General features: G+C 69.1%; 20 protein-coding genes and 1 pseudogene. All 21 read left to right on the forward strand.

The features are described 5' to 3' along the window. Nucleotides 1–8: 8 nt before the first annotated feature. The 21 genes and pseudogenes from DM992_RS32465 to DM992_RS32570 all read left to right on the forward strand — a co-directional run bounded on the left by DM992_RS32465 (nucleotide 9) and on the right by DM992_RS32570 (nucleotide 19,759). Nucleotides 9–224: a hypothetical protein gene (locus DM992_RS32465; RefSeq protein ID WP_111020185.1), complete on the forward strand. Its 216-nt coding sequence runs from the start codon at nucleotides 9–11 to the stop codon at nucleotides 222–224. Between the two features lie 10 nt (nucleotides 225–234). Further along, nucleotides 235–1,278: a ferredoxin--NADP reductase gene (locus DM992_RS32470; protein WP_111020186.1), complete on the forward strand. Its 1,044-nt coding sequence runs from the start codon at nucleotides 235–237 to the stop codon at nucleotides 1,276–1,278. A gap of 32 nt (nucleotides 1,279–1,310) precedes the next feature. Then, entirely contained in the window at nucleotides 1,311–2,897 is a 1,587-nt protein-coding gene (locus tag DM992_RS32475; RefSeq protein ID WP_111020187.1) for a FadD3 family acyl-CoA ligase, read from the forward strand. A gap of 146 nt (nucleotides 2,898–3,043) precedes the next feature. Further along, a pseudogene (locus DM992_RS42450) lies at nucleotides 3,044–3,190 on the forward strand (IS256 family transposase); the annotation flags it as partial. Nucleotides 3,191–3,967: 777 nt separating this feature from the next. Further along, the gene (locus DM992_RS32490) at nucleotides 3,968–4,645 is read left to right on the forward strand and encodes a hypothetical protein (protein WP_111020520.1); all 678 of its coding nucleotides are present in this window, start codon (nucleotides 3,968–3,970) and stop codon (nucleotides 4,643–4,645) included. A gap of 416 nt (nucleotides 4,646–5,061) precedes the next feature. Beyond that, a complete protein-coding gene (locus DM992_RS32495; protein ID WP_014899176.1) occupies nucleotides 5,062–5,298 on the forward strand; it encodes a DNA-binding protein in 237 nt (78 codons plus the stop codon). Further along, complete coding sequence (locus DM992_RS32500; RefSeq protein ID WP_204356150.1) at nucleotides 5,285–5,701, forward strand: type II toxin-antitoxin system VapC family toxin; 417 nt, start codon at nucleotides 5,285–5,287, stop codon at nucleotides 5,699–5,701. The genes DM992_RS32495 and DM992_RS32500 overlap by 14 nt, the downstream gene beginning before the upstream one ends. Nucleotides 5,702–6,103: 402 nt before the next feature. Then, the gene (locus tag DM992_RS32505) at nucleotides 6,104–7,000 is read left to right on the forward strand and encodes a VOC family protein (RefSeq protein WP_111020190.1); all 897 of its coding nucleotides are present in this window, start codon (nucleotides 6,104–6,106) and stop codon (nucleotides 6,998–7,000) included. Nucleotides 7,001–7,009: 9 nt separating this feature from the next. Beyond that, nucleotides 7,010–7,912 (forward strand): CoA-transferase, encoded by a 903-nt coding sequence (locus tag DM992_RS32510; RefSeq protein ID WP_111020191.1) that lies wholly within the window; start codon nucleotides 7,010–7,012, stop codon nucleotides 7,910–7,912. A gap of 10 nt (nucleotides 7,913–7,922) precedes the next feature. Then, nucleotides 7,923–8,720: a ketoacid CoA transferase gene (locus DM992_RS32515; RefSeq protein WP_111020192.1), complete on the forward strand. Its 798-nt coding sequence runs from the start codon at nucleotides 7,923–7,925 to the stop codon at nucleotides 8,718–8,720. A gap of 8 nt (nucleotides 8,721–8,728) precedes the next feature. Then, nucleotides 8,729–9,649, forward strand: coding sequence for an enoyl-CoA hydratase (locus DM992_RS32520; RefSeq protein ID WP_111020193.1), 921 nt, complete (start codon nucleotides 8,729–8,731; stop codon nucleotides 9,647–9,649). Next, on the forward strand, nucleotides 9,646–10,758 hold the full coding sequence (locus DM992_RS32525; protein ID WP_111020194.1) for a nitronate monooxygenase: 1,113 nt from the start codon (nucleotides 9,646–9,648) through the stop codon (nucleotides 10,756–10,758). Before DM992_RS32520 ends, DM992_RS32525 begins: the two co-directional genes overlap by 4 nt. A gap of 25 nt (nucleotides 10,759–10,783) precedes the next feature. Then, nucleotides 10,784–11,587, forward strand: coding sequence for an enoyl-CoA hydratase family protein (locus tag DM992_RS32530; RefSeq protein WP_111020195.1), 804 nt, complete (start codon nucleotides 10,784–10,786; stop codon nucleotides 11,585–11,587). Then, on the forward strand, nucleotides 11,584–12,753 hold the full coding sequence (locus tag DM992_RS32535) for an acyl-CoA dehydrogenase family protein (RefSeq protein WP_111020196.1): 1,170 nt from the start codon (nucleotides 11,584–11,586) through the stop codon (nucleotides 12,751–12,753). The genes DM992_RS32530 and DM992_RS32535 overlap by 4 nt, the downstream gene beginning before the upstream one ends. Nucleotides 12,754–12,787: 34 nt before the next feature. Continuing rightward, the gene (locus DM992_RS32540; protein WP_111020197.1) at nucleotides 12,788–13,849 is read left to right on the forward strand and encodes an acyl-CoA dehydrogenase family protein; all 1,062 of its coding nucleotides are present in this window, start codon (nucleotides 12,788–12,790) and stop codon (nucleotides 13,847–13,849) included. A gap of 5 nt (nucleotides 13,850–13,854) precedes the next feature. Beyond that, nucleotides 13,855–15,006 carry an acetyl-CoA C-acetyltransferase gene (locus DM992_RS32545; protein WP_111020198.1) on the forward strand — a complete coding sequence of 384 codons (1,152 nt, stop codon included), beginning with the start codon at nucleotides 13,855–13,857 and terminating at the stop codon, nucleotides 15,004–15,006. Nucleotides 15,007–15,047: 41 nt separating this feature from the next. Then, complete coding sequence (locus DM992_RS32550) at nucleotides 15,048–15,938, forward strand: SDR family oxidoreductase (RefSeq protein WP_111020199.1); 891 nt, start codon at nucleotides 15,048–15,050, stop codon at nucleotides 15,936–15,938. 2 nt (nucleotides 15,939–15,940) lie between these two features. After that, on the forward strand, nucleotides 15,941–17,278 hold the full coding sequence (locus tag DM992_RS32555; RefSeq protein ID WP_111020200.1) for an acyl-CoA dehydrogenase family protein: 1,338 nt from the start codon (nucleotides 15,941–15,943) through the stop codon (nucleotides 17,276–17,278). Then, nucleotides 17,275–18,477, forward strand: a complete 1,203-nt coding sequence (locus DM992_RS32560; protein WP_111020201.1) for an acyl-CoA dehydrogenase family protein — start codon at nucleotides 17,275–17,277, stop codon at nucleotides 18,475–18,477. The genes DM992_RS32555 and DM992_RS32560 overlap by 4 nt, the downstream gene beginning before the upstream one ends. Continuing rightward, nucleotides 18,474–19,274 (forward strand): SDR family oxidoreductase, encoded by an 801-nt coding sequence (locus DM992_RS32565; RefSeq protein WP_111020202.1) that lies wholly within the window; start codon nucleotides 18,474–18,476, stop codon nucleotides 19,272–19,274. The genes DM992_RS32560 and DM992_RS32565 overlap by 4 nt, the downstream gene beginning before the upstream one ends. Continuing rightward, nucleotides 19,274–19,759: a MaoC family dehydratase gene (locus DM992_RS32570; RefSeq protein ID WP_111020521.1), complete on the forward strand. Its 486-nt coding sequence runs from the start codon at nucleotides 19,274–19,276 to the stop codon at nucleotides 19,757–19,759. Before DM992_RS32565 ends, DM992_RS32570 begins: the two co-directional genes overlap by 1 nt. Nucleotides 19,760–19,766 lie beyond the last annotated feature (7 nt).

The following is a 19,766-nucleotide window of genomic DNA, read 5'->3' on the forward strand; positions in this document are numbered from 1 at the left end:
GACGATCCATGACACGCAGACTGAACGGCAAGACCGCGAACGTTGACGAGGCCCGGCGCGATGCCGGCGCATCGGTCGCACACGAGATCGTGCGCGCGCTCGGCGGCGCGGCATCGCATGTGCTGAACACGTTCGCGTGCGTCGCGCGGGCGCTGGCGGAGAACGGAGCGCAGGCCGTCGCCGGGCGCGACGAACGCGCGCCGCATGAAGCCGGCACAGCATGAGGAGCCGGCGATGAGCGATTCACGCTTCCACCGGCTGACCGTTGCCGAAGTGATTTCCGAAAGCGACGACGCGTGCTCGTTCGTATTCGATGTACCGGCCGCGTTGCGCGACGCATTCGCGTACCGGCCCGGGCAGTTCCTGACGCTGAACGTGCCGTGCGCCGATGCGGCCGTCGCGCGCTGCTATTCGCTGTCGAGCGCGTCCGGCATCGACGCCGCGCCGAAGATCACCGTCAAGCGCGTGCGCGACGGCCGCGCGTCGAACTGGCTGTGCGACCACGTGCATGCGGGCGACACGCTCGACGTGCTGCCGCCGGCCGGCGTGTTCACGCCGCGCAGGCTCGACGGCGACCTGCTGCTGTTCGCGGGCGGCAGCGGCATTACGCCCGTGCTGTCGATCCTGAAATCGGCGCTCGTGCACGGGCGCGGAATGCTGACGCTGATCTATGCGAATCGCGATGAACGCTCGGTGATTTTCCGCGACGAGCTGCAGCAGCTCGCGCAGCGGCATCCGGGCCGCGTGCGCGTGATCCACTGGCTCGACAGCGTGCAGGGCATCCCGCAGCAGCGCCATCTCGAGGAGCTCGCGCGGCCGTTCAGCCGGCAGGAGACGTTCATCTGCGGGCCGGCAATGTTCATGGAGAACGCGCTGGCCGCGATGCTCGGCCTCGGGCTGCCGCGTGCACGCGTGCATGTCGAGCGGTTCGCGTCGCTGCCCGATGCGCCGGCGCAGGCCGATACCGCGGCGTCGGCAGCGGCTGCGGCCGTGCCCGGCGACGGCGCGGCGATCGAGACGGTGCTCGACGGCGACGCGTTCGCGTTCGACAGCGCGCCCGGCGAAACGCTGCTCGACGCGATGCTGCGCGCGGGCGTGCCGGCGCCGAATTCCTGCCGGATGGGGCAATGCGGCGCGTGCATGTGCCGGATCGAGCGCGGCGAGGTCGCGCTCGACAGCAACCACGTGCTCGACGACGACGAGATCGCAGCCGGCTGGACGCTCGCCTGTTGCGCGCGACCCGCGAGCGATGCGCTGCGCGTGGTGTTTCCCGACTGAGCCGTGCGGCGCGCACGGCAACCCTGATGCCTATGACGATGGACAATGAAATCCTGACCACGCCCGCGCTGATCGCGCGGGCTGCCGCGCGCCACGGCGCGCATCCGGCGATCGAGTCGGAGCATGGCCGGCTGACCTACGCGGAACTCGACGCGGCCCGCGTCGACGCGGCCCGCGCGCTGCTGGCAAGCGGCATCGACGCCGGCGACCGCATCGCGGTCTGGGCGCCGAACCTGCCGCTATGGATCGTCGCGGCGCTCGCGATCCACACTGTCGGCGCGATCCTCGTGCCGGTCAATACGCGGATGAAGGGGATGGAGGTCGGCGGCATCCTGCACGACGGCGGCGCGCGGCTGCTGTTCTGCTGCGACACCTTCCTCGGCGAATCCTATCCGGCGATGCTCGCGCCGCACCGGCCCGCGACGCTCGAGCGCGTCGTCGTGTTCGACGGCGAGCCGGCGTCCGGTGCGCGCGACGAGACCTGGAACGCCTTCCTCGCGCGCGGCGCAACGGTGCCGCTGGCAGCGGTGCGCGAGCGCGAGGCACAGGTCACGCCCGACACCGTGATGGACCTGATGTTCACGTCCGGCACGACGGGTCGCCCGAAAGGCGTGATGACTGCGCACGGCCAGAACCTGCGCGCCGCTCGGGCGTGGGCGGCGATCGCGGGTGTAAGCCACGACGACCGCTACCTGATCGTCAATCCGTTCTTCCACACGTTCGGCTACAAGGCCGGCTGGCTCGCCGCGCTGTCGAGCGGCGCGACCGTGCTGCCGCATCTCGTGTTCCAGCCGGCCGACGTGCTGCGGCGCGTCGCCGACGATCGCGTGTCGGTGCTGCCCGGCCCGCCGACGCTGTACTACGCGTTGCTCGACGCGCCCGATCGCGCGACGCGCGACCTGTCGTCGCTGCGGATCGCGGTGACGGGCGCGGCGGCGATCGCGCCGAGCCTGATCGAGCGGATGCGTGCCGAGCTCGGCTTCGAGACGGTACTGACCGGCTATGGGCTTACCGAATCGTGCGGCTTCGCGACGCTGTGCAGGCACGGCGACGATGCGGAGACCGTCGCCTGCACGTCGGGACGGCCGATGCCGGACGTCGAGCTGCGCATCGCGGGGCCGGGCGGCGAGCCGCTCGGGCCGGACGAAACCGGCGAGATCTGGGTGCGCGGCTACAACGTGATGCGCGGCTACTTCAACCAGCCGGACGCGACGCGCGAGATCGTCGATGCGGACGGTTGGCTGCATACGGGCGACCTCGGCTGCGTCGATGCGAACGGCAACCTGAAGATTACCGATCGCATCAAGGACATGTTCATCGTCGGCGGCTTCAATTGTTATCCGGCGGAGATCGAGCGGCTGCTCGCCGCGCATCCGGCGATCGCGCAGGTCGCGCTGGTCGGCGTGCCCGATACGCGGCTCGGCGAGGTCGGGCACGCGTATGTCGTGCTGCGGCCGGGCGCGCACGCCGACGCCGACGAGCTGAACGACTGGGCACGCCGCAATATGGCGAACTACAAGGTGCCGCGGTATTTCACGTTCGTCGAGCAACTGCCGACGAGCGCGGCGGGCAAGGTGCTGAAGTACCGGCTGCGCGCGGGGACCGAAGCGGCGGCATGAGCGCTGCCGCGACACATGAACGGGATGAGCACATGAACGACAACGGATTTCCGCCGGGCGCGGTGCTGGTGTTCGGCGGCAGCGGCGGAATCGGGCAGGGCGTTGCGCTCGAGTTTGCGCGCGCCGGCGTGCCGGTTGCGGTGGGCTACCCGTCGGACGAGGCCGCGCTCAAGCTGATCTGGCTGGCACTGCGCAACGTCGCTGCCAAGTGGACCGGCTCCCGGCACGATTGGAAAAGCGCGATGACGCAGTTTGCGCTGCTTTATCCAGATCGATTCAACATCGGAATCTGAGTCCTAACTCGCCTCACACACGAAATTCCGGATACCTCCCGTTCGGGCGATCGCGCTAGCGCTTGTTTGGCGGTTGCCCCGGACGCTGACATTCCCCACCTTGCTCCCTTCTTCGGAGCATCGACAACGCGGGCCGATATGCCGGTCGGCTCGCGTATCGCTTCCGTGCGGACACGAACAAAATGCATGCGCACGCATCGGTATTCACCCTGCCTCGTCACGCACGATTGCGCATCGGCATCGCTCGCGCCCGGCGCGAGGTCACACTTCTGCAACGTTTCTTCAATGTATTTCGCGTTACTCGATTGACCGTAACGGCGTCTTGCATGCGCTGACGGCCGTTCAGCCTCGTTCGGCATGCGTTTCGATCTCGATGCGAGATACGGCAAATCGCGTGTTCCGGCCTTGCCCGCCGAATACGGATACGTTCCTGAAACATTTCCCCACGATTACGACCCGCGTGACCACCCGGGCCTGGCGGTGACGCTTTTCGCGCTTCGGTTTGCACCGCATGGCATGCGCTTTGCGGTTGACCCGGTGCCGCTGGCGCAAACGAATTTCGCGAGAACGATGAGCGCGTCGGCGGCATGCAACGACATCGAAACAAACGGGGAATCGGATCGGGTCGCGGGCGCCGCGCATGTCGTATCGGTCATGCGCACGGGGCAACGCGTTCCCGGTCCGTCGAACAGCAAGCTTGCTTGCAAGGTGTCGTGCCGGGGTTCGTACCGCGCATTGCGACTCAGGCCGCATGCGTCGGGGCGGCGCGCCCGGCACATGTCGGGGGAGGCGCCCGTGAAAACGACGGTGAATCAATGGGCAGCGGTCGCGGTGATGTTTGCCGCGAGTGCGCACGCGCAGGAGATCTACCTGCAGGGCGGCACGCAGGGCGTCGGCATCGGTGCGGCCGTGAGCTTCAATTCGATGCTGGGCGCACATGCGGATTTCAATGCGATCGATCTTTCGCACGACTTCACGGTCGGCGGCAACCGCTATCAGGACGACCTGAAGCTGCGCCAGGGAGGTTTGTACGCGGATATCTTTCCGTGGCGGGGCAGCGGCTTCCGAGCGACGATCGGGCTGCGTTTCAACGACGACGAGCTGCGCGGCGTATCGGTGCCGACCAACGGTACTTACGTGTTCGGCGGCAAGCGCTTTCCGGCGTTGCCGGGGATGTATGCGGTCGCGGAAGCGCGCTATCCGACCGTGATGCCGTATGTCGGGATCGGCTACGGGCACCGGCCGGCGTCAAAAGGGCTGGGATTCGTCGCCGACGTCGGCGTCGCCTACGGGATCCCGAGATGTTCGTACACGCTGTCGCCGGAGTTGGCTGCTGCGGCCGGGCCGGCGAAGAGCCAGATCCTTGTCGCGAACGGGCTGGACGAACTGCGGCGGGTGATGTCGCGCTATCGGTGGTATCCGGTCTTGCAGATCGGGATTTCGTATCGGTTCTGAGCGGTCGAGTTGTCGTTGTACGTGCGGACCGAGGTATTGCCGATATTTGCCGACAAGAGTGTGGCAACAATTGCCTGCGATCCGGAACTCCCGGCCGGACGAGTGGGGGCTGCTGCGTTGCGCGATCGATCCGAAGGCGGCGAACGAAGCCGCTCCGTGCGGGCCTGCGCGTGCCTGCGCAGGCCGACCACCGGCGAATAGCCATTCGGCCGTCTTTGCCGTCGTTCCGATCTGCCTTACCTTGCGGACAGCAGTTCGACGTGTCGGGCGAGCGGCGGGAGCCAGCTGGATTCATGCCGGCCGTTGCTGTTCGCCGACGCCAACCACCGTCTTCCGTCCGGTCATGACGATGATAGCAATGCTTGCAATTCACCGTCACGGCGCTATCATTGATAGCAACCTGGATGGAGGGACCTATGGCAAATCTTCTGGTGCGTAACGTGGATGACAGTATCGTTCAGAGCCTGCGCGAGCAGGCTGCGGCAAATGGCAGGAGTGCCGAGGCCGAACATCGGGCCATTCTGGCCGATGCGCTCGGCCGGCCGAAGCGAAGGACATTTGCGCAAGTGCTGATGAGCATGCCCGACGTTGGCGAAGACGCGGATTTCCAACGTGTTCAGGATTCCGGCGAGGTCAGGCGTGTTTTTGATTGATACGAACGTCATCAGCGAAATCAGGAAGGGCAAGCGAACCAACCGCGGCGTGCGGGCGTTCTTCAGGCAGGCCGAGGCCGACGCGAGCCCGCTTTACCTGTCCGTCGTGACGGTGGCGGAACTTCGGCGCGGCGTCGACCTGATCCGTCATCGCGGCGATCACCCTCAGGCGTCGGCGCTCGAAGCATGGATGGCGACGGTCCTGTCCGGCTATGCGCCGAACATCCTGCCGGTCGATATCGAGATCAGCCAGATGTGGGGGCATTTGCGCGTGCCCGATCCGACGCACGAACTCGACAAACTGATCGCGGCCACCGCGCTGATCAACGATCTCACGGTCGTCACGCGTAATGTCGACGATTTCGCTCGCACCGGCGTCCGGCTGCTGAACCCGTTCGACTAGCGTCGCCGCGGCGGTCACCCGTCGCGCGAAAATGATTCGGCCGGCGGCCGGCTCATGCCCCGTGGCAGCTCCCGTGGGCGTGTTCAGCACGATGAGAACCGGGACGTGGAACCCCACCGAGCCACGCGACGCGCAACGGAAGCGATACGGCGTCGCCTCGTCTGAACGGTCGTCGTTACGCAGGACCGGCGGGTGTCGCGAACATGCCGTTGTTCCGGCCTGCGTCTGAACGATCCGGCACATTCCGCATTTCCTCACCGAATCTCCCTCCGGCACGCACCCCGCGCCGCACCCCCCGCCTTTTCCCGCCCGTCCTCTCGTCCCAACAGACGATGTAACGCCACCCCCGACCGGCCAGAATCCTTTCACGAACAACGGATTCTGAACCAGGAGGAGGCCGACATGATCGATGTCCGTGCGCTTGGCTATGTCGTCGTCGAGGCGACGCACGTCGATGCGTGGCGCCGCTACGCGGAAGACGTGCTGGGCATGCAGGCGCTCGACGCACCCGACGGCGCGCTGTACCTGAAGATGGACGAGCGCGATTTCCGCTACGTGATCGTTCCCGGCTCGACCGACCGCTATTTCGCGTCCGGCTGGGAACTGCCCGACGGCGCCGCGTTCGACGCCGCGCTTGCGGCGCTGCAGCGTGCAGGCGTCGAGCCGGTGCGCGCTACCCGCGACGAAGCCGCGCTGCGCCGCGTGCAGGCGATGGCGTGGTGCATGGACCCGTCCGGCAACCGCCACGAGCTGTACTGGGGTGCGCGCTGCGACTTCCGCCGCTTCGCGTCGCCGCTGGGCGTTGCGCGTTTCGTCACCGGCGACATGGGGCTCGGCCACGCGGTGCTGCCCGCGCCGCAGTTCGACGCGACCGACGCATTCGTGCGCGGCGTGCTCGGCTTCGAACTGTCCGACATCTATCGCGTGAAATTCACGCCCGATCCTGCCGAACCCGAAAAGCGCATCCATTTCATGCACTGCCGCAACGCGCGCCATCACAGCGTCGCGCTGTTCGAGATGGCCGTGCCGTCGGGCTGCGTGCACGTGATGGCCGAAGTCGACTCGATGGACGAAGTCGGTCGCGCGCTCGATCGCGTCGCCGCGCACGACGTGAAGATGTCCGCGACGCTCGGCCGGCATTGCAACGACCAGATGATCTCTTTCTACATGAAGACCCCCGGCGGCTTCGATCTCGAATACGGCTTCGGCGGCCTTACGGTCGACTGGTCGAAGCACGCGGTGTTCGAGGCCACCAAGGTGAGCCAGTGGGGCCACGATTTCAGCATCGGATACCGGTAAGCCAGCACGATGACGATGAAACCTCTCGACAAGACGATGTCCGCGCGCGACGTGGTCGCGCAACTCGCCGACGGCATGACGATCGGCATCGGCGGATGGGGGCCGCGGCGCAAGCCGATGGCGCTGGTGCGCGAACTCGCGCGCTCGAACCTGAAGGACCTGACGATCGTCGCGTACGGCGGCGCCGATGTCGGCCTGCTGTGTGCGGCGGGCAAGGTGCGCAAGGTGGTGTTCGGCTTCGTGTCGCTCGACGTGATTCCGCTCGAACCGCATTTTCGCCGTGCGCGTGAACAGGGCCGCATCGACGTGCTCGAGCTCGACGAAGGAATGCTGCAGCTCGGCCTGCGCGCGGCCGCCGCGCGCCTGCCGTTCCTGCCGACGCGTGCGGGCCTCGGCACCGCGCTGCTCGATCACGCACCCGAACTGCGCACGGTGAGCTCGCCGTACGACGACGGCGAGACGCTGCTGGCGATGCCGGCGATCGCGCTCGACGCCGCGCTGCTGCACGTGAACGCGGCCGACCGGATGGGCAACACGCGCATCGACGGCCCCGATCCGTTCTTCGACGGATGGATGGCGCGTGCCGCGCAGCGCTGCTACGTGTCGGCGGAAACAGTCGAAGCGGTCGGCGCGTCGATCGCGACAGAAGACCTCGACGCCGCGAAACGCAACCCGTTCGAGCGCTCGCTCGTTACGGGCGTCGTGCACGCGCCGGGCGGCGCGCACCCGACGTCGTGCGGGCCGGCCTACGGCTGGGACCTGCCGCACCTGCGCGCGTACTGCGCGAGCGCGGAAGACGACGCGAAAACGGCGGCGTACCTGCGCGACGTGGTCGGCCGGGACGAACGCCAGTACCTCGAAGGCGTCGGCGGCCTGCCGCATGTGACGACGCTGCCGTTGCCGATTCTGTAAAGGAGCGCCTGTGAGCGAATCTCTCGACCATTCCCTCGCGGAACTGATGATCGTCGCGTCCGCGCGACTCTGGCGCGACGACGGCGAAGTGCTGGCGACCGGCATCGGCACAGGTCCGCGGCTCGCGGCCGGCCTCGCGCGGCTCGCATACAACAACGGACTGATGCTGACCGACGGCGAAGCGTATCTCGTCGAGGAGCCGGTGTCGCTCGGCCCGCGCCCCGACGGCTATCGCGTGAAGGCGAGCGGCTGGATGACGTACGAACGCGTGTTCGACTGCCTGTGGCACGGCCGCCGCCATGCGCTCGTGATGCCGACGCAGATCGACCGCTTCGGCCAGGCCAACATCTCGTGGCTCGGCGACGACTACACGCATCCGAAGACCCAGCTGCTCGGCGCACGCGGCTTCCCCGGCAATTCGACGAACCACGCGAACTCGTTTTTCGTCAGCGGCCACGGCAAGCGCACGTTCGTCGCGGGCGAAGTCGACATGGTGTGCACGGTCGGCTACAACCCGGCGCGCCGGCTGCCCGGGATGAAGACCTTCGTCGACCTGCGCAGCATCGTCACCGACCTGTGCGTGATGGATTTTGGCGGCCCCGACCACGCGATCCGCGTGCGCTCGCTGCATCCGGGCGTGAGCTTCGACGAGGTGCAGGACGCAACCGGCTTCCCGCTGATCGCGCATCCGGAACTCGGCACGACGGCCGCGCCGAATGCGGACGACCTGCGCATCGTGCGCGCGCTCGATCCGCACAACCTGCGCGCGGCGATCGTGCGCAACAATCCGGCGCCGCGCCGGGAATGAGGTCCGATATGGAAGCGACCCACGCGACGTTCGGCGACGGTGTCGTCGGCTACGCGGTCGACGGCGGCATCGCGACGATCACGATGAACCGCCCCGAATATCACAACGCGCAGAACTCGAAGATGACGTATGCGCTCGACGCGGCGTTCCGGCGCGCGGCGCACGACGACGCGGTGAAGGCGATCGTGCTCGCGGGCGCCGGCAAGCATTTCTCGGCGGGCCACGACATCGGCACGCCGGGCCGCGACATCCACGAGTCGTTCGAGCGCGCGTCGCTGTGGTACGACCACGTCGACAAGGAAGGCGGCGAATTCCTCTATGCGCGCGAGCAGGAGGTGTACCTCGGGATGTGCCGGCGCTGGCGCGACCTGCCGAAGCCGACGATCGCGATGGTGCACGGCGCATGCATCGCGGGCGGGCTGATGCTCGCGTGGGTGTGCGACCTGATCGTCGCGTCGGAGGATGCGTTTTTCGCCGATCCGGTCGTGCGGATGGGGATTCCGGGCGTCGAGTATTTCGCGCATGCGTACGAGCTGAACCCGCGCATCGCGAAGGAGTTCCTGTTCCTCGGCGAGCGGATGCCGGCCGAGCGCGCTTACCAGATGGGGATGGTCAACCGCGTGGTGCCGCGCGAGCGGCTGCGCGACGCGACCTACGCGATCGCCGCGAAGATCGCGACGATGCCGCGCCTCGGGCTCACGCTGACCAAGCAGGCGCTGAACCACGTCGAGGAGCTGCAGGGCAAGCGCGCGGCGATGGATGCGGCGTTCGCATGGCATCACTTCGCGCATGCGCACAACGAGCTCGTCAGCGGCGATCGCCTCGGCGGCTACGACGCGCGCAGCATGGCCAGCTCGCAGCGCCAGCCGCACGGCGCAGATCGCGGCGACGCGCCGGCACCGGTCGCCGTCGACGGAGCCGCAGCATGAGCACGACGCTTCACAGCCAGCTTCATGGCCCGCTGCATACGCCGCTCTGCGATCTGCTCGGCTGCCGCTATCCGATCGTGCAGACCGCGATGGGCTGGGTGGCCGACGCGCGGCTCGTCGCGGCCACCTCCAATGCGGGCGGCTTCGGCTTCCTGGCCGGCGCGACGCTCGAGCCCGAGCAGGTCGAGGCCGAGATCCTGAAGGTGAAGTCGCTGACGGACCAGCCGTTCGGCATCAACTTCCACATGTTCCAGAAGAACGCCGCGCAGGTGGTCGATCTCGCGATCGAGCACCGGCTGCGCGCGGTCAGCTATGGCCGCGGGCCCGACGCGAAGACGATCCGCCGCTTCAAGGATGCCGGCATCGTCTGCATGCCGACCGTCGGCGCGCCGAAGCATGCGGCGAAGGCCGTCGAGCTCGGCGCGGACATCGTGACGGTGCAGGGCGCGGAAGGCGGCGGCCACACGGGCTCGGTGCCGACCACGCTGCTGCTGCCGAAGGTGCTCGATGCGGTGCGGGTGCCGGTCGTCGCGGCCGGCGGGTTCTTCGACGGGCGCGGGCTGGCCGCCGCGCTCGCGTACGGTGCGGCCGGCATCGCGATGGGCACGCGCTTCCTGATGAGCGCCGAATCGCCGGTGCCGCGCGAGACGCTCGAACGTTATGTCGCGGTCGGCGACCCGGCGCGCATCCGCGTGTCGGATGCGCTCGACGGGCTGCCGCAACGGATGATCGACAACCCGTATCTGCTGAAGCTCGAACGCTTCGGCCCGCTGCGCCGCACGCTGTTCGCGCTGAAGACGGCCGAAGCGTGGCGGCGCCAGAACGGGCTGCGCACGGGCGACATGCTCGGCCTCGCGATCAAGGCACTGCGCTCGAACGACTACACGGCCAGCCAGACGCTGATGGCCGCGAACGCGCCGTTCCTGATCCAGCGGGCGATCGTCGACGGCCGCCCGGACGAAGGCGTGCTGCCGAGCGGCCAGGCGGCGGCGATGATCGGCGCGATCGAATCGTGCGACGTGCTGATCGGGCGGATCGTCGCGGAAGCCGGCGAGCGGCTCGACGCACTGGCCGCGCTGCGCGGCGCGGCAGCGGCGCAGGCCGCGTGAAAAACATCACAGGGAGGCAACGGAGATGACAACATCCAATCAACCGGCCGGCGCGATGCCGTTCCGGATCGACCGCGCAGACGGCATCGCCGAACTGGTGATCGCCCATCCGCCCGTGAACGCGCTCGACGCGCAGGGCTGGCACGCGCTCTCCCGCGCGCTCGACGCGCTCGGCGAGGACGACGACGTGCGCGTGATCGTCGTGCGCGGCGAAGGCCGCGGCTTCTGCGCGGGCGTCGACATCAAGGAACTGGCCGCGCATCCGGAGCGGATCGTGTCGGTCAACGCAGGCAACTACGAGACATTCCGCGCAGTGCACCGCAACCCGAAACCGGTGATCGCGGCCGTGCACGGATTCGTGCTCGGCGGCGGGATCGGCATCTGCGGCGCGGCGGACATCGTCGTCGCGGCCGATTGCGCGCGCTTCGGCGTGCCCGAGATCGACCGCGGCGCGATGGGCGGCGGCGCGCACCTGCAGCGGCTGTTCGGCGTGCAGAAGGTGCGCACGATGTACTTCACCGGCGAGATGATCGACGCGGCCGAAGCGTACCGGCTCGGCGCGGTCGAGCAGATCGTCGCGCGCGACGCGCTGCGCGACGCGGCGCTCGCGATCGCCCGCAGGATCGCGGGCAAGAGCACGGCGATGGTACGGCTCGCGAAGGAGGCGCTGAACGGCGTCGAGGACGGCGATCTCGAGGACAAGTACCGCTGGGAGCAGGGCTTCACGCTGCAGGCGTACATGACGAACGATTCGACGGAAGCGCGCGCCGCATTCGTCGAGAAGCGCGGTGCGCGTTTCGACGCACACGCCGAGGAGGCACGCGCATGAAGCTGACCTATACGTCGCAACAGCAGGCGTTCCGCGCGGAAATCCGCGGATGGCTCGCCGCGCACGTGCCGCGCGAACGGCTGCCGAGCTTCGACACCGAGGAAGGTTTCGCCGCCCACCGAGAATGGGAGCGCACGCTGCACTCGGGCCGCTGGAGCATGGTCACGTGGCCGCGCGAGCTGGGCGGGCGCGGCTGCGACCTGATCGAGTGGCTGATCTTCGAGGAAGAGTACTGGCGCGCGGACGCGCCGATGCGCGTGAACCAGAACGGCATCTTCCTGCTCGGCCCGACGCTGATGGATTTCGGCACCGATGCGCAGAAGGCGCGCTTCCTGCCCGCGATGGCGGCCGGAGAGCACGTGTGGGCGCAGGGCTGGTCGGAGCCGAACGCGGGCTCGGACATGGCCGCGATCCGCACGACCGCGGCCCGCATCGGCGACGAATACGTGCTGAACGGCCAGAAGATCTGGTCGACCCGCGCGGTGTGGGCCGACTGGCTGTTCGGGCTGTTCCGCAGCGATCCGGAATCGTCGCGCCACCACGGGCTCACGTTCCTGATGGTGCCGCTGTCCGCGCCGGGCATCACGGTGCGGCCGATCCGGCAGCTCAATGGGCAGACGGGGTTCGCGGAAATCTTCTTCGACGACGTGCGCGTGCCGGTCGAGAACCGGCTCGCGGCCGAAGGCGCGGGCTGGCAGGTCGCGATGGCGACGGCCGGTTTCGAGCGCGGGCTGATGCTGCGTTCGCCCGCGCGTTTCCAGCGCACCGCGCAGGCATTGCGCGACCTGTATCTCGCGCATCGCGACAGCGCGGATCGCGACCCGACGCTGCGCGAGCGCGTGGTGTCGGCATGGATGGATGCGCAGGCCTATGCGCTGTCGACCTACGCGACCGCGAGCCGGCTGCTGAAGGGCGGCCACATCGGCGCTGAGTCGAGCACCAACAAGGTGTTCTGGTCGGAGCTCGACCTGCGCATGCACCAGACCGCGCTCGACATCCTCGGCGCGCACGGCGAGGTCGTCCCGCAGACGGCCGGGCAGCACGCGACGCTCGGCCACTGGCTCGACGGCTTCCTGTTCGCGCAGGCCGGCACGATCTACGCGGGCACCAACGAGATCCAGCGCAACATCGTCGCCGAACGGATGCTCGGCATGCCGCGCGCGTAATGGCGCCGGCACCCTCTCACTGAACGGACATCGTATGGATTTCGTATTCGATGAAGACCAGGAAGCGCTCGCGGACAGCGTGAAGCGCCTGCTGATGACCGAGATGACGCCCGAGCTGATCCGCGAGCTCTGGGCCACGCCGACCGGGCGCTCGGACGCACTCTGGGCGCTGTTCGCGTCGCAGGGGCTGACCGCCGTATCGGTGCCGGAGGCGCACGGCGGGCTCGGCCTGACCGAGGCGGAATGGGCGCTGCTCGCGCAGACCTACGGCTATTTCGGCAGCCCCGAGCCGCTGCTCGACACGGCGCTCGTGTCGGCCGGCGTGCTCGCACGGCTGCCCGCGAGCGACTGGCGCGACGCGCTGCTGCGCGATATCGCCGAAGGGCGCGCGCGCGTCGCGCTCGTGCATCCGGCGAACCCGTATGCGGCCGACGTGCACGTCGCGCAGGCGCTGCTGTGCGAACACCGCGGCGAGCTGCATCGCGTCGATCCCGCGCAGTGCGCGTGGCGTACGGTCGACAGCGTCGACCCGTCGCGGCGCCTGTTCACGCTCGATTGGGAGCCGTCGCCGGCCACGCGCATCGCGGGCGCAGCCGAGGCCGCGCCGCTGCTGGCGCGCGCGCTCGACCACGGCGCGTTCGCGGTCGCCGCGCAGTTGCTCGGCCTCACGCAGCGCGTGCTCGACGTCGCGATCGACTACAGCGCGCAGCGCAAGCAGTTCGGCAAGGCGATCGGCTCGTACCAGGCGCTCAAGCATTTGCTCGCGGACGTCGCGATCCGCTACGAGTTCGCGCGGCCGGTGGTCGCGCGCGCCGCGCAGGCGATCGCCGACGATCACCCGCAGCGCGCGGTGTTCGTGTCGCACGCGAAGCTCGCGGCGACGTCGGCCGCGCGACTGGCCGCGCGCCACTCGATGCAGGTGCACGGCGCGATCGGCTACACGTGGGAGCTCGACCTGCAGATCTTCATGAAGCGCATCTGGGCGCTCGCCGGCAACTGGGGCGACAGCGCGTTCCACAAGGCCCGCGTGGCCGACGCGATCCTCGGCGACGCGTTGCCGATCGGCCCCGCGCAGACCTTCGACCTCGAGGAATAGAACCGATGAAACAAGCCTATATCGTCGACGCGCTGCGCACGCCGACCGGCCGCCGCAAGGGCGGGCTCGCGCACGTGCATGCGGCGGACCTCGGCGGCTTCGTGCTGAAGACGCTCGTCGAGCGCAACGCGATTCCGGCCGACGAATACGACGACGTGGTGTTCGGCTGCGTCGATACGATCGGCCCGCTCGCGGGCAACATCGCGCGCACCTGCTGGCTCGCGGCCGGACTGCCGCTGCAGGTGCCGGGCGTGACGGTCGACCGCCAGTGCGGCTCGTCGCAGCAGGCCGTGCACTTCGCCGCGCAGGCCGTGATGAGCGGCGTGCAGGACGTCGTGGTCGCGGGCGGCGTGCAGACCATGACGCAGATCCCGATCTCGTCCGCGATGACCAGCGCGGCGCCGCTCGGCTTCACCGATCCGTTCTCGGGCAGCGCCGGCTGGCGCGCGCGCTTCGGCGATGCGCCGGTGTCGCAGTTCGTCGCTGCGCAGCGGATCGCCGATCACTGGAACCTGTCGCGCGACGCGATGGAGCGTTACGCGCTCGAAAGCCACCGCCGCGCGGTCGCGGCGATCGAGGCCGGCCGTTTCAAGCGGGAAATCGTGCCGTTCGATGGCGTGATGCACGACGAAACGCCGCGCGCCGACACGTCGCTGGAAAAGATGGCGACGCTCGAACCGCTCACGCCGGGCGGCTCGCTGACGGCCGCCGTCGCGAGCCAGACCTGCGATGCGGCAGCCGCGCTGCTGATCGTGTCTGAGGACGCGCTGAAACGCTACGGCCTCACGCCGCGCGCGCGGATTCACCACCTGAGCGTGCTCGGCGACGATCCGCTGTGGATGCTGACCGCACCGATCCCGGCGACGAAGGCAGCGCTCGCGAAGAGCGGGCTCGACTGGTCGCGGATCGACGTCGTCGAGATGAACGAGGCGTTCGCGTCGGTCGCGCAGGCCTGGCTCGCCGACACGCGCTTCCCGCACGAAAAGGCCAACCCGAACGGCGGCGGCATCGCGCTCGGCCATCCGCTCGGTGCGACCGGCGCGCGGCTGATGACGACACTGCTGCACGAGCTGGAGCGCACGGGCGGCCGCTATGGGCTGCAGACGATGTGCGAAGGCGGCGGTCTCGCGAACGTCACGATCATCGAGCGCCTGTGAGCGCGTCACTTTCACGATCTCTCGATCCAAGAGGCACCAGCATGGGAATCTGTAACGGACGCACCGTCATCATCACCGGCGCGGGCGGCGGGCTCGGGCGCGAATATGCGCTCGCGTTCGCGGCCGAAGGCGCGGCGGTCGTCGTCAACGACATCCGGCACGACGCCGCGCAGGCCGTGTGCGACGAGATCGCCAAACGAGACGGAAGCGGCGGCGGCCGCGTGCTCGCGAATTCGGACGACATCACGCAGGTCGACACCGCGCAGCGGATCGTCGACGCGGCACGCGAAGCGTTCGGCGACGTGCACGTGCTCGTCAACAACGCGGGCATCTGCCGCGACAAGATGTTCACGAGCATGACCGAGCAGGACTGGGACGACGTGATGCGCGTGCATCTGCGCGGCCATTTCTGCCTGTCGAGCGTGCTGGCGCGCGTGTGGCGCGATGCCGCGAAGGCCGGCCGCGCGGTCGACGCGCGGATCGTCAACACGAGTTCGGGCGCCGGGCTGCAAGGCTCGATCGGCCAGTCGAACTACGGCGCGGCGAAGGCCGGGATCGCCGCGCTCACGCTGATGCAGGCGGCCGAGCTGCAGCGCTACGGCGTGCGCGTGAACGCGCTCGCGCCGGCCGCGCGCACGTCGATGACCGAAGGCGTGTTCGCCGACATGATGAAGAAGCCCGAGGACGGCGGCTTCGACTATTTCGATCCGGCCAACGTCGCGCCGCTGGTCGCGTGGCTCGGCAGCACGCTGTCGGCCGACGTGACGGGCCGGGTGTTCGAGGTCGCGGGCGGGATGATCGCGGTCGCGGAAGGCTGGCGTACGGGCCCGCGCGTCGACCGCGGCGCGCGCTGGGCGGCGGCCGAGGTCGGCCCGGCGGTCGCGCAGCTGCTTGCCGATGCGCGTCCCGCGCAGCGCGTGTACGGGAGCTGACGATGGATCTGGCGCTCACCGACGAACAGGCGATGATCCGCGACGCGGCGGCGGACGTGCTCGCCGAGCGCAGCGCGTCCGCCGACGTGCGCCGCGCGATCGAGCAGTCGGCCGGCCGCGACGACGCGCTGTGGGCCGCGCTCGCGGGCGAACTCGGCTGGAACGCGCTCGCGCTGCCGGAGGCGGCGGGCGGGCTCGGGCTCGGCGCGGTCGAGCAGGCGGTGCTGATGGAACAGCTCGGGCGGCGTGTTGCCTGCGTGCCGTATTTTTCGACCGCGTGCTTCGCGGCGACCGCGCTGGCCGGCTGCGATACGCCGCCGGCGGCCGGCTGGCTCGCGAAGATCGCCGAAGGCGCGTGCAGCGCGACGCTCGCGCTGCCGTTCGACTGGCCGTTCGGCGAGCCGAGTGGCGCGCGGGTCGGCCCGCCATATGGCGGGCCGGGCGCCGATGCGTTCGGCGCATCTTTCGGCGACTCGCTCGACGAACCGGCCAGTGCGCGGCCGCTTCCGTTCATCGCGGAAGAAACCGCGGCTGGCTTCGCGTTGTCCGGCGTCGCAGCACAAGTGCTCGACGGCGCGCGCGCCGACCTGCTGCTGGTTCCGGCGCGGATCGCGAACGAAGGGCAGTCGGTCGGCCTGTTCGCGATCGACATGACCGTCGGCGCAGCCGGCGTTGCGGTGACGCCGCTCGACACGCTCGACGCGACGAGGCCGCTCGCACGGATTGCGCTCGACGACGTGCGCGTGAGCCGCGACGCGCTGATCACGCGCCGCGACGCCGCCCAGGTGCTCGAACGCGCAGCATGGTTCGCGGCGCTCGCGCTGGCCGCCGAACAGCTCGGCGGCGCCCAGCAATGCCTCGACCTGACGCTCGACTACACGAGCCAGCGCGTGCAGTTCGGCCGAGCGATCGCGTCGTTCCAGGCCGTCAAGCATCGTTGCGCGCAGATGATGGTGCTGATCGAATCGGCGCGCTCGGGCGTGCTCGGCGCCGCGCACGCATGGGACGCGGAAGCCGGCGCGACGCCGGGCGCGGCGCTGCGTGCCGACATCGCGGCCGCGAAGGCCGCCGCGAACGACGCGTATGCGTTCTGCGCGCAGGAAGCGATCCAGTTGCACGGCGGCGTCGGTTTCACGTGGGAATACGACCCGCATCTCTACTTCAGGCGCGCGCAGGCGTCGGGCGCGCAGTTCGGCAGCACGCCGCAACTGCTCGAATGGATCGCATGCCATGCGATCGACGGCGGCGCGGCGCACCGCAGCGAAGCGGCCACAGCCGCGGTTGCGCCGGTCGCGGCGGCCGCCCGCCCGTCGGCCGCTCGCGCAGGAGCACTTCAATGAACAGCGAAACGCGCGAACAGCAATTGCGGCACGAAGTGGCCGACTGGGTGCAGTCGCACCTGACCGGCGAATTCGCCTGCCTGAAATACCGCGGCGGCCCCGGCGACGAGGAAGCGTGGCCCGAGCTGCGCCGTGCGTGGGAGCGGCAACTGGCGCAGGGCGGCTGGACCGGGCTCGGCTGGCCGACCGGCGCCGGCGGGCGCGGCTTCTCGGTCGCGGAACAGGTGATCTTCCACGAGGAATACGCGCGTGCTGGCGGCCCCGGGCGGATGGGCCATATCGGCGAAGGGCTGCTCGGGCCGACGCTCGTCGCGTGCGGCACCGACGACCAGCGCGCGCGCTTCCTGCCCGGCATCCTGGCCGGCACGCAGTTCTGGTGCCAGGGCTATTCGGAGCCGGGCGCCGGTTCGGATCTGGCGAATGTCCGCACGCGCGCCGAACAGGATGCGGACGGCACGTGGCGCGTCTACGGCCAGAAGGTTTGGACGTCGCTCGCGCACGATTCCGACTGGATCTTCGTGCTTGCGCGCACCGATCCGGAGTCGAAGGGCAGCAAGGGGCTGTCGTTCCTGTTGATGCCGCTCGACCAGCCGGGCATCGAGATCCGCCCGATCAGGCAGCTCAACGGCGGCGCGGAATTCAACGAAGTGTTCTTCGACGGTGCGTGCGCAGAAGCACGCGACCTCGTCGGCGCACCGGGCGACGGCTGGCGGATCGCGATGACGCTGCTCGGCTTCGAGCGCGGGATGTCGACGCTCGGCCAGCAGATGCAGTTCGTCCGCGAGCTCGAATGGGTGATCGACGCCGCGCGTGAATCGGGCGCGAACCGCGACCCGGTGCTGCGCCAGCGGATCGGCCGCGCGTGGGCCGGGCTGCGCGTGATGCGCTACAACGCGCTGCGGATGCTGTCCGGCTCGGACGACGCGGATGGCGGCGCCGGCGCACCGCTGCGCCGTGAGGCGCTGATCTACAAGTACTACTGGTCGAACTGGCACCGCGATCTCGGCCAGCTCGCGATGGACGCGCTCGGGCCGCGCGCGAACGTGATCGATCCGGCCGACGAAAAGCTCACCCATCTGCAGCGCGTATTCCTGTTCTCCCGTGCGGACACGATCTACGCCGGCACCAACGAGATCCAGCTCAACATCATGGCCGAGCGCGGGCTCGGCATGCCCAGGGAACCCCGAGGTGACGCATGACCGAACCCCAGATTGCAAAAGCGCCGCCCTACGTGCCGGGCCACCAGCTGCTCGCGGGCAAATCGGTGCTGATCACGGCCGCCGCCGGCGCCGGCATCGGCTTCGCGGCCGCGCGCCGCTGCGCGGAGGAGGGCTGCCGCGCGCTGTTCATTTCCGACATCCACGAAAAACGCCTCGAACAGGCGGTCGAAACGCTGCGCGCCGAAACCGGGCTGCAACAGGTCTACGGCCGCCTGTGCAATGTCGCGGTCGAAGCCGACGTGCAGGCGCTCGTCGCCGAAGCGCAGGACCAGCTCGACGGCGTCGACGTGCTGATCAACAACGCCGGGCTCGGCGGGTCGACCCGCATCGTCGATATGGACGATGCCGAATGGTCGCGCGTGATCGACATTAGCCTTACCGGGACGTTCCGGATGACACGCGCGATGCTGCCGCACATGCAGGCGCGCGGTCGTGGCGCGATCGTCAACAACGCATCGGTGCTCGGCTGGCGCGCGCAGGCGGAACAGGCGCACTACGCGGCGGCGAAAGCGGGCGTGATGGCGTTTACGCGCTGCGCGGCGCTCGAGGCGTCGCCGTACGGCGTACGCATCAACGCGGTCGCGCCGAGCATCGCGATGCACGATTTTCTGAAGAAGTCGGCGCCGGCCGACTTGCTGAATCAACTGGCGTCGCGCGAAGCCTTCGGGCGCGCCGCCGAAGTCTGGGAGGTCGCGAACGTGATGGTGTTTCTTGCAAGCGATTACGCGTCGTACATGACGGGCGAAGTGCTGTCGGTCAGCAGCCAGCACGCATGATGAGCGCGGCCCTCGACCCCGTGCGCGCGACGCCTCGCGTGTTCGCGCATCCCGGCGAACTCGCGGCGGCCGTCGGCGACACGCTCGGCGCGAGCGCGTGGCTCGCGATCGACCAGCTCCGCATCGACGGTTTCGCCGACGCGACGGGCGATCGCCAGTGGGTGCACGTCGACCCGGTACGCGCGAAGGACGGCCCGTTCGGCGCGTGCATCGCGCACGGCTACCTGACGCTGTCGCTCGTCAATTATTTCCTGCCGCAGATCGTACGCATCGACGGCGCGCGGCTCGGCGTCAACTACGGCTGCGACAGGATCCGTTTCCCGGCGCCGGTAAAGGTCGGCGCGCGCGTGCGCGGCGTCGGCGAGCTGTTGCGCGTCGAGCCGCTCGAAGGCGGCTTACAGGCGTGGATACGCGTGACCGTCGAGATCGAAGGCGAAGGCAAGCCCGGCTGCGTCGCCGACACCATCAGCCGTTACACCTTCTAGTTCCAGA

This window comes from Burkholderia sp. JP2-270 (genome assembly GCF_003233675.1).
In the GTDB taxonomy this organism is placed as follows: domain Bacteria; phylum Pseudomonadota; class Gammaproteobacteria; order Burkholderiales; family Burkholderiaceae; genus Burkholderia; species Burkholderia pyrrocinia_C.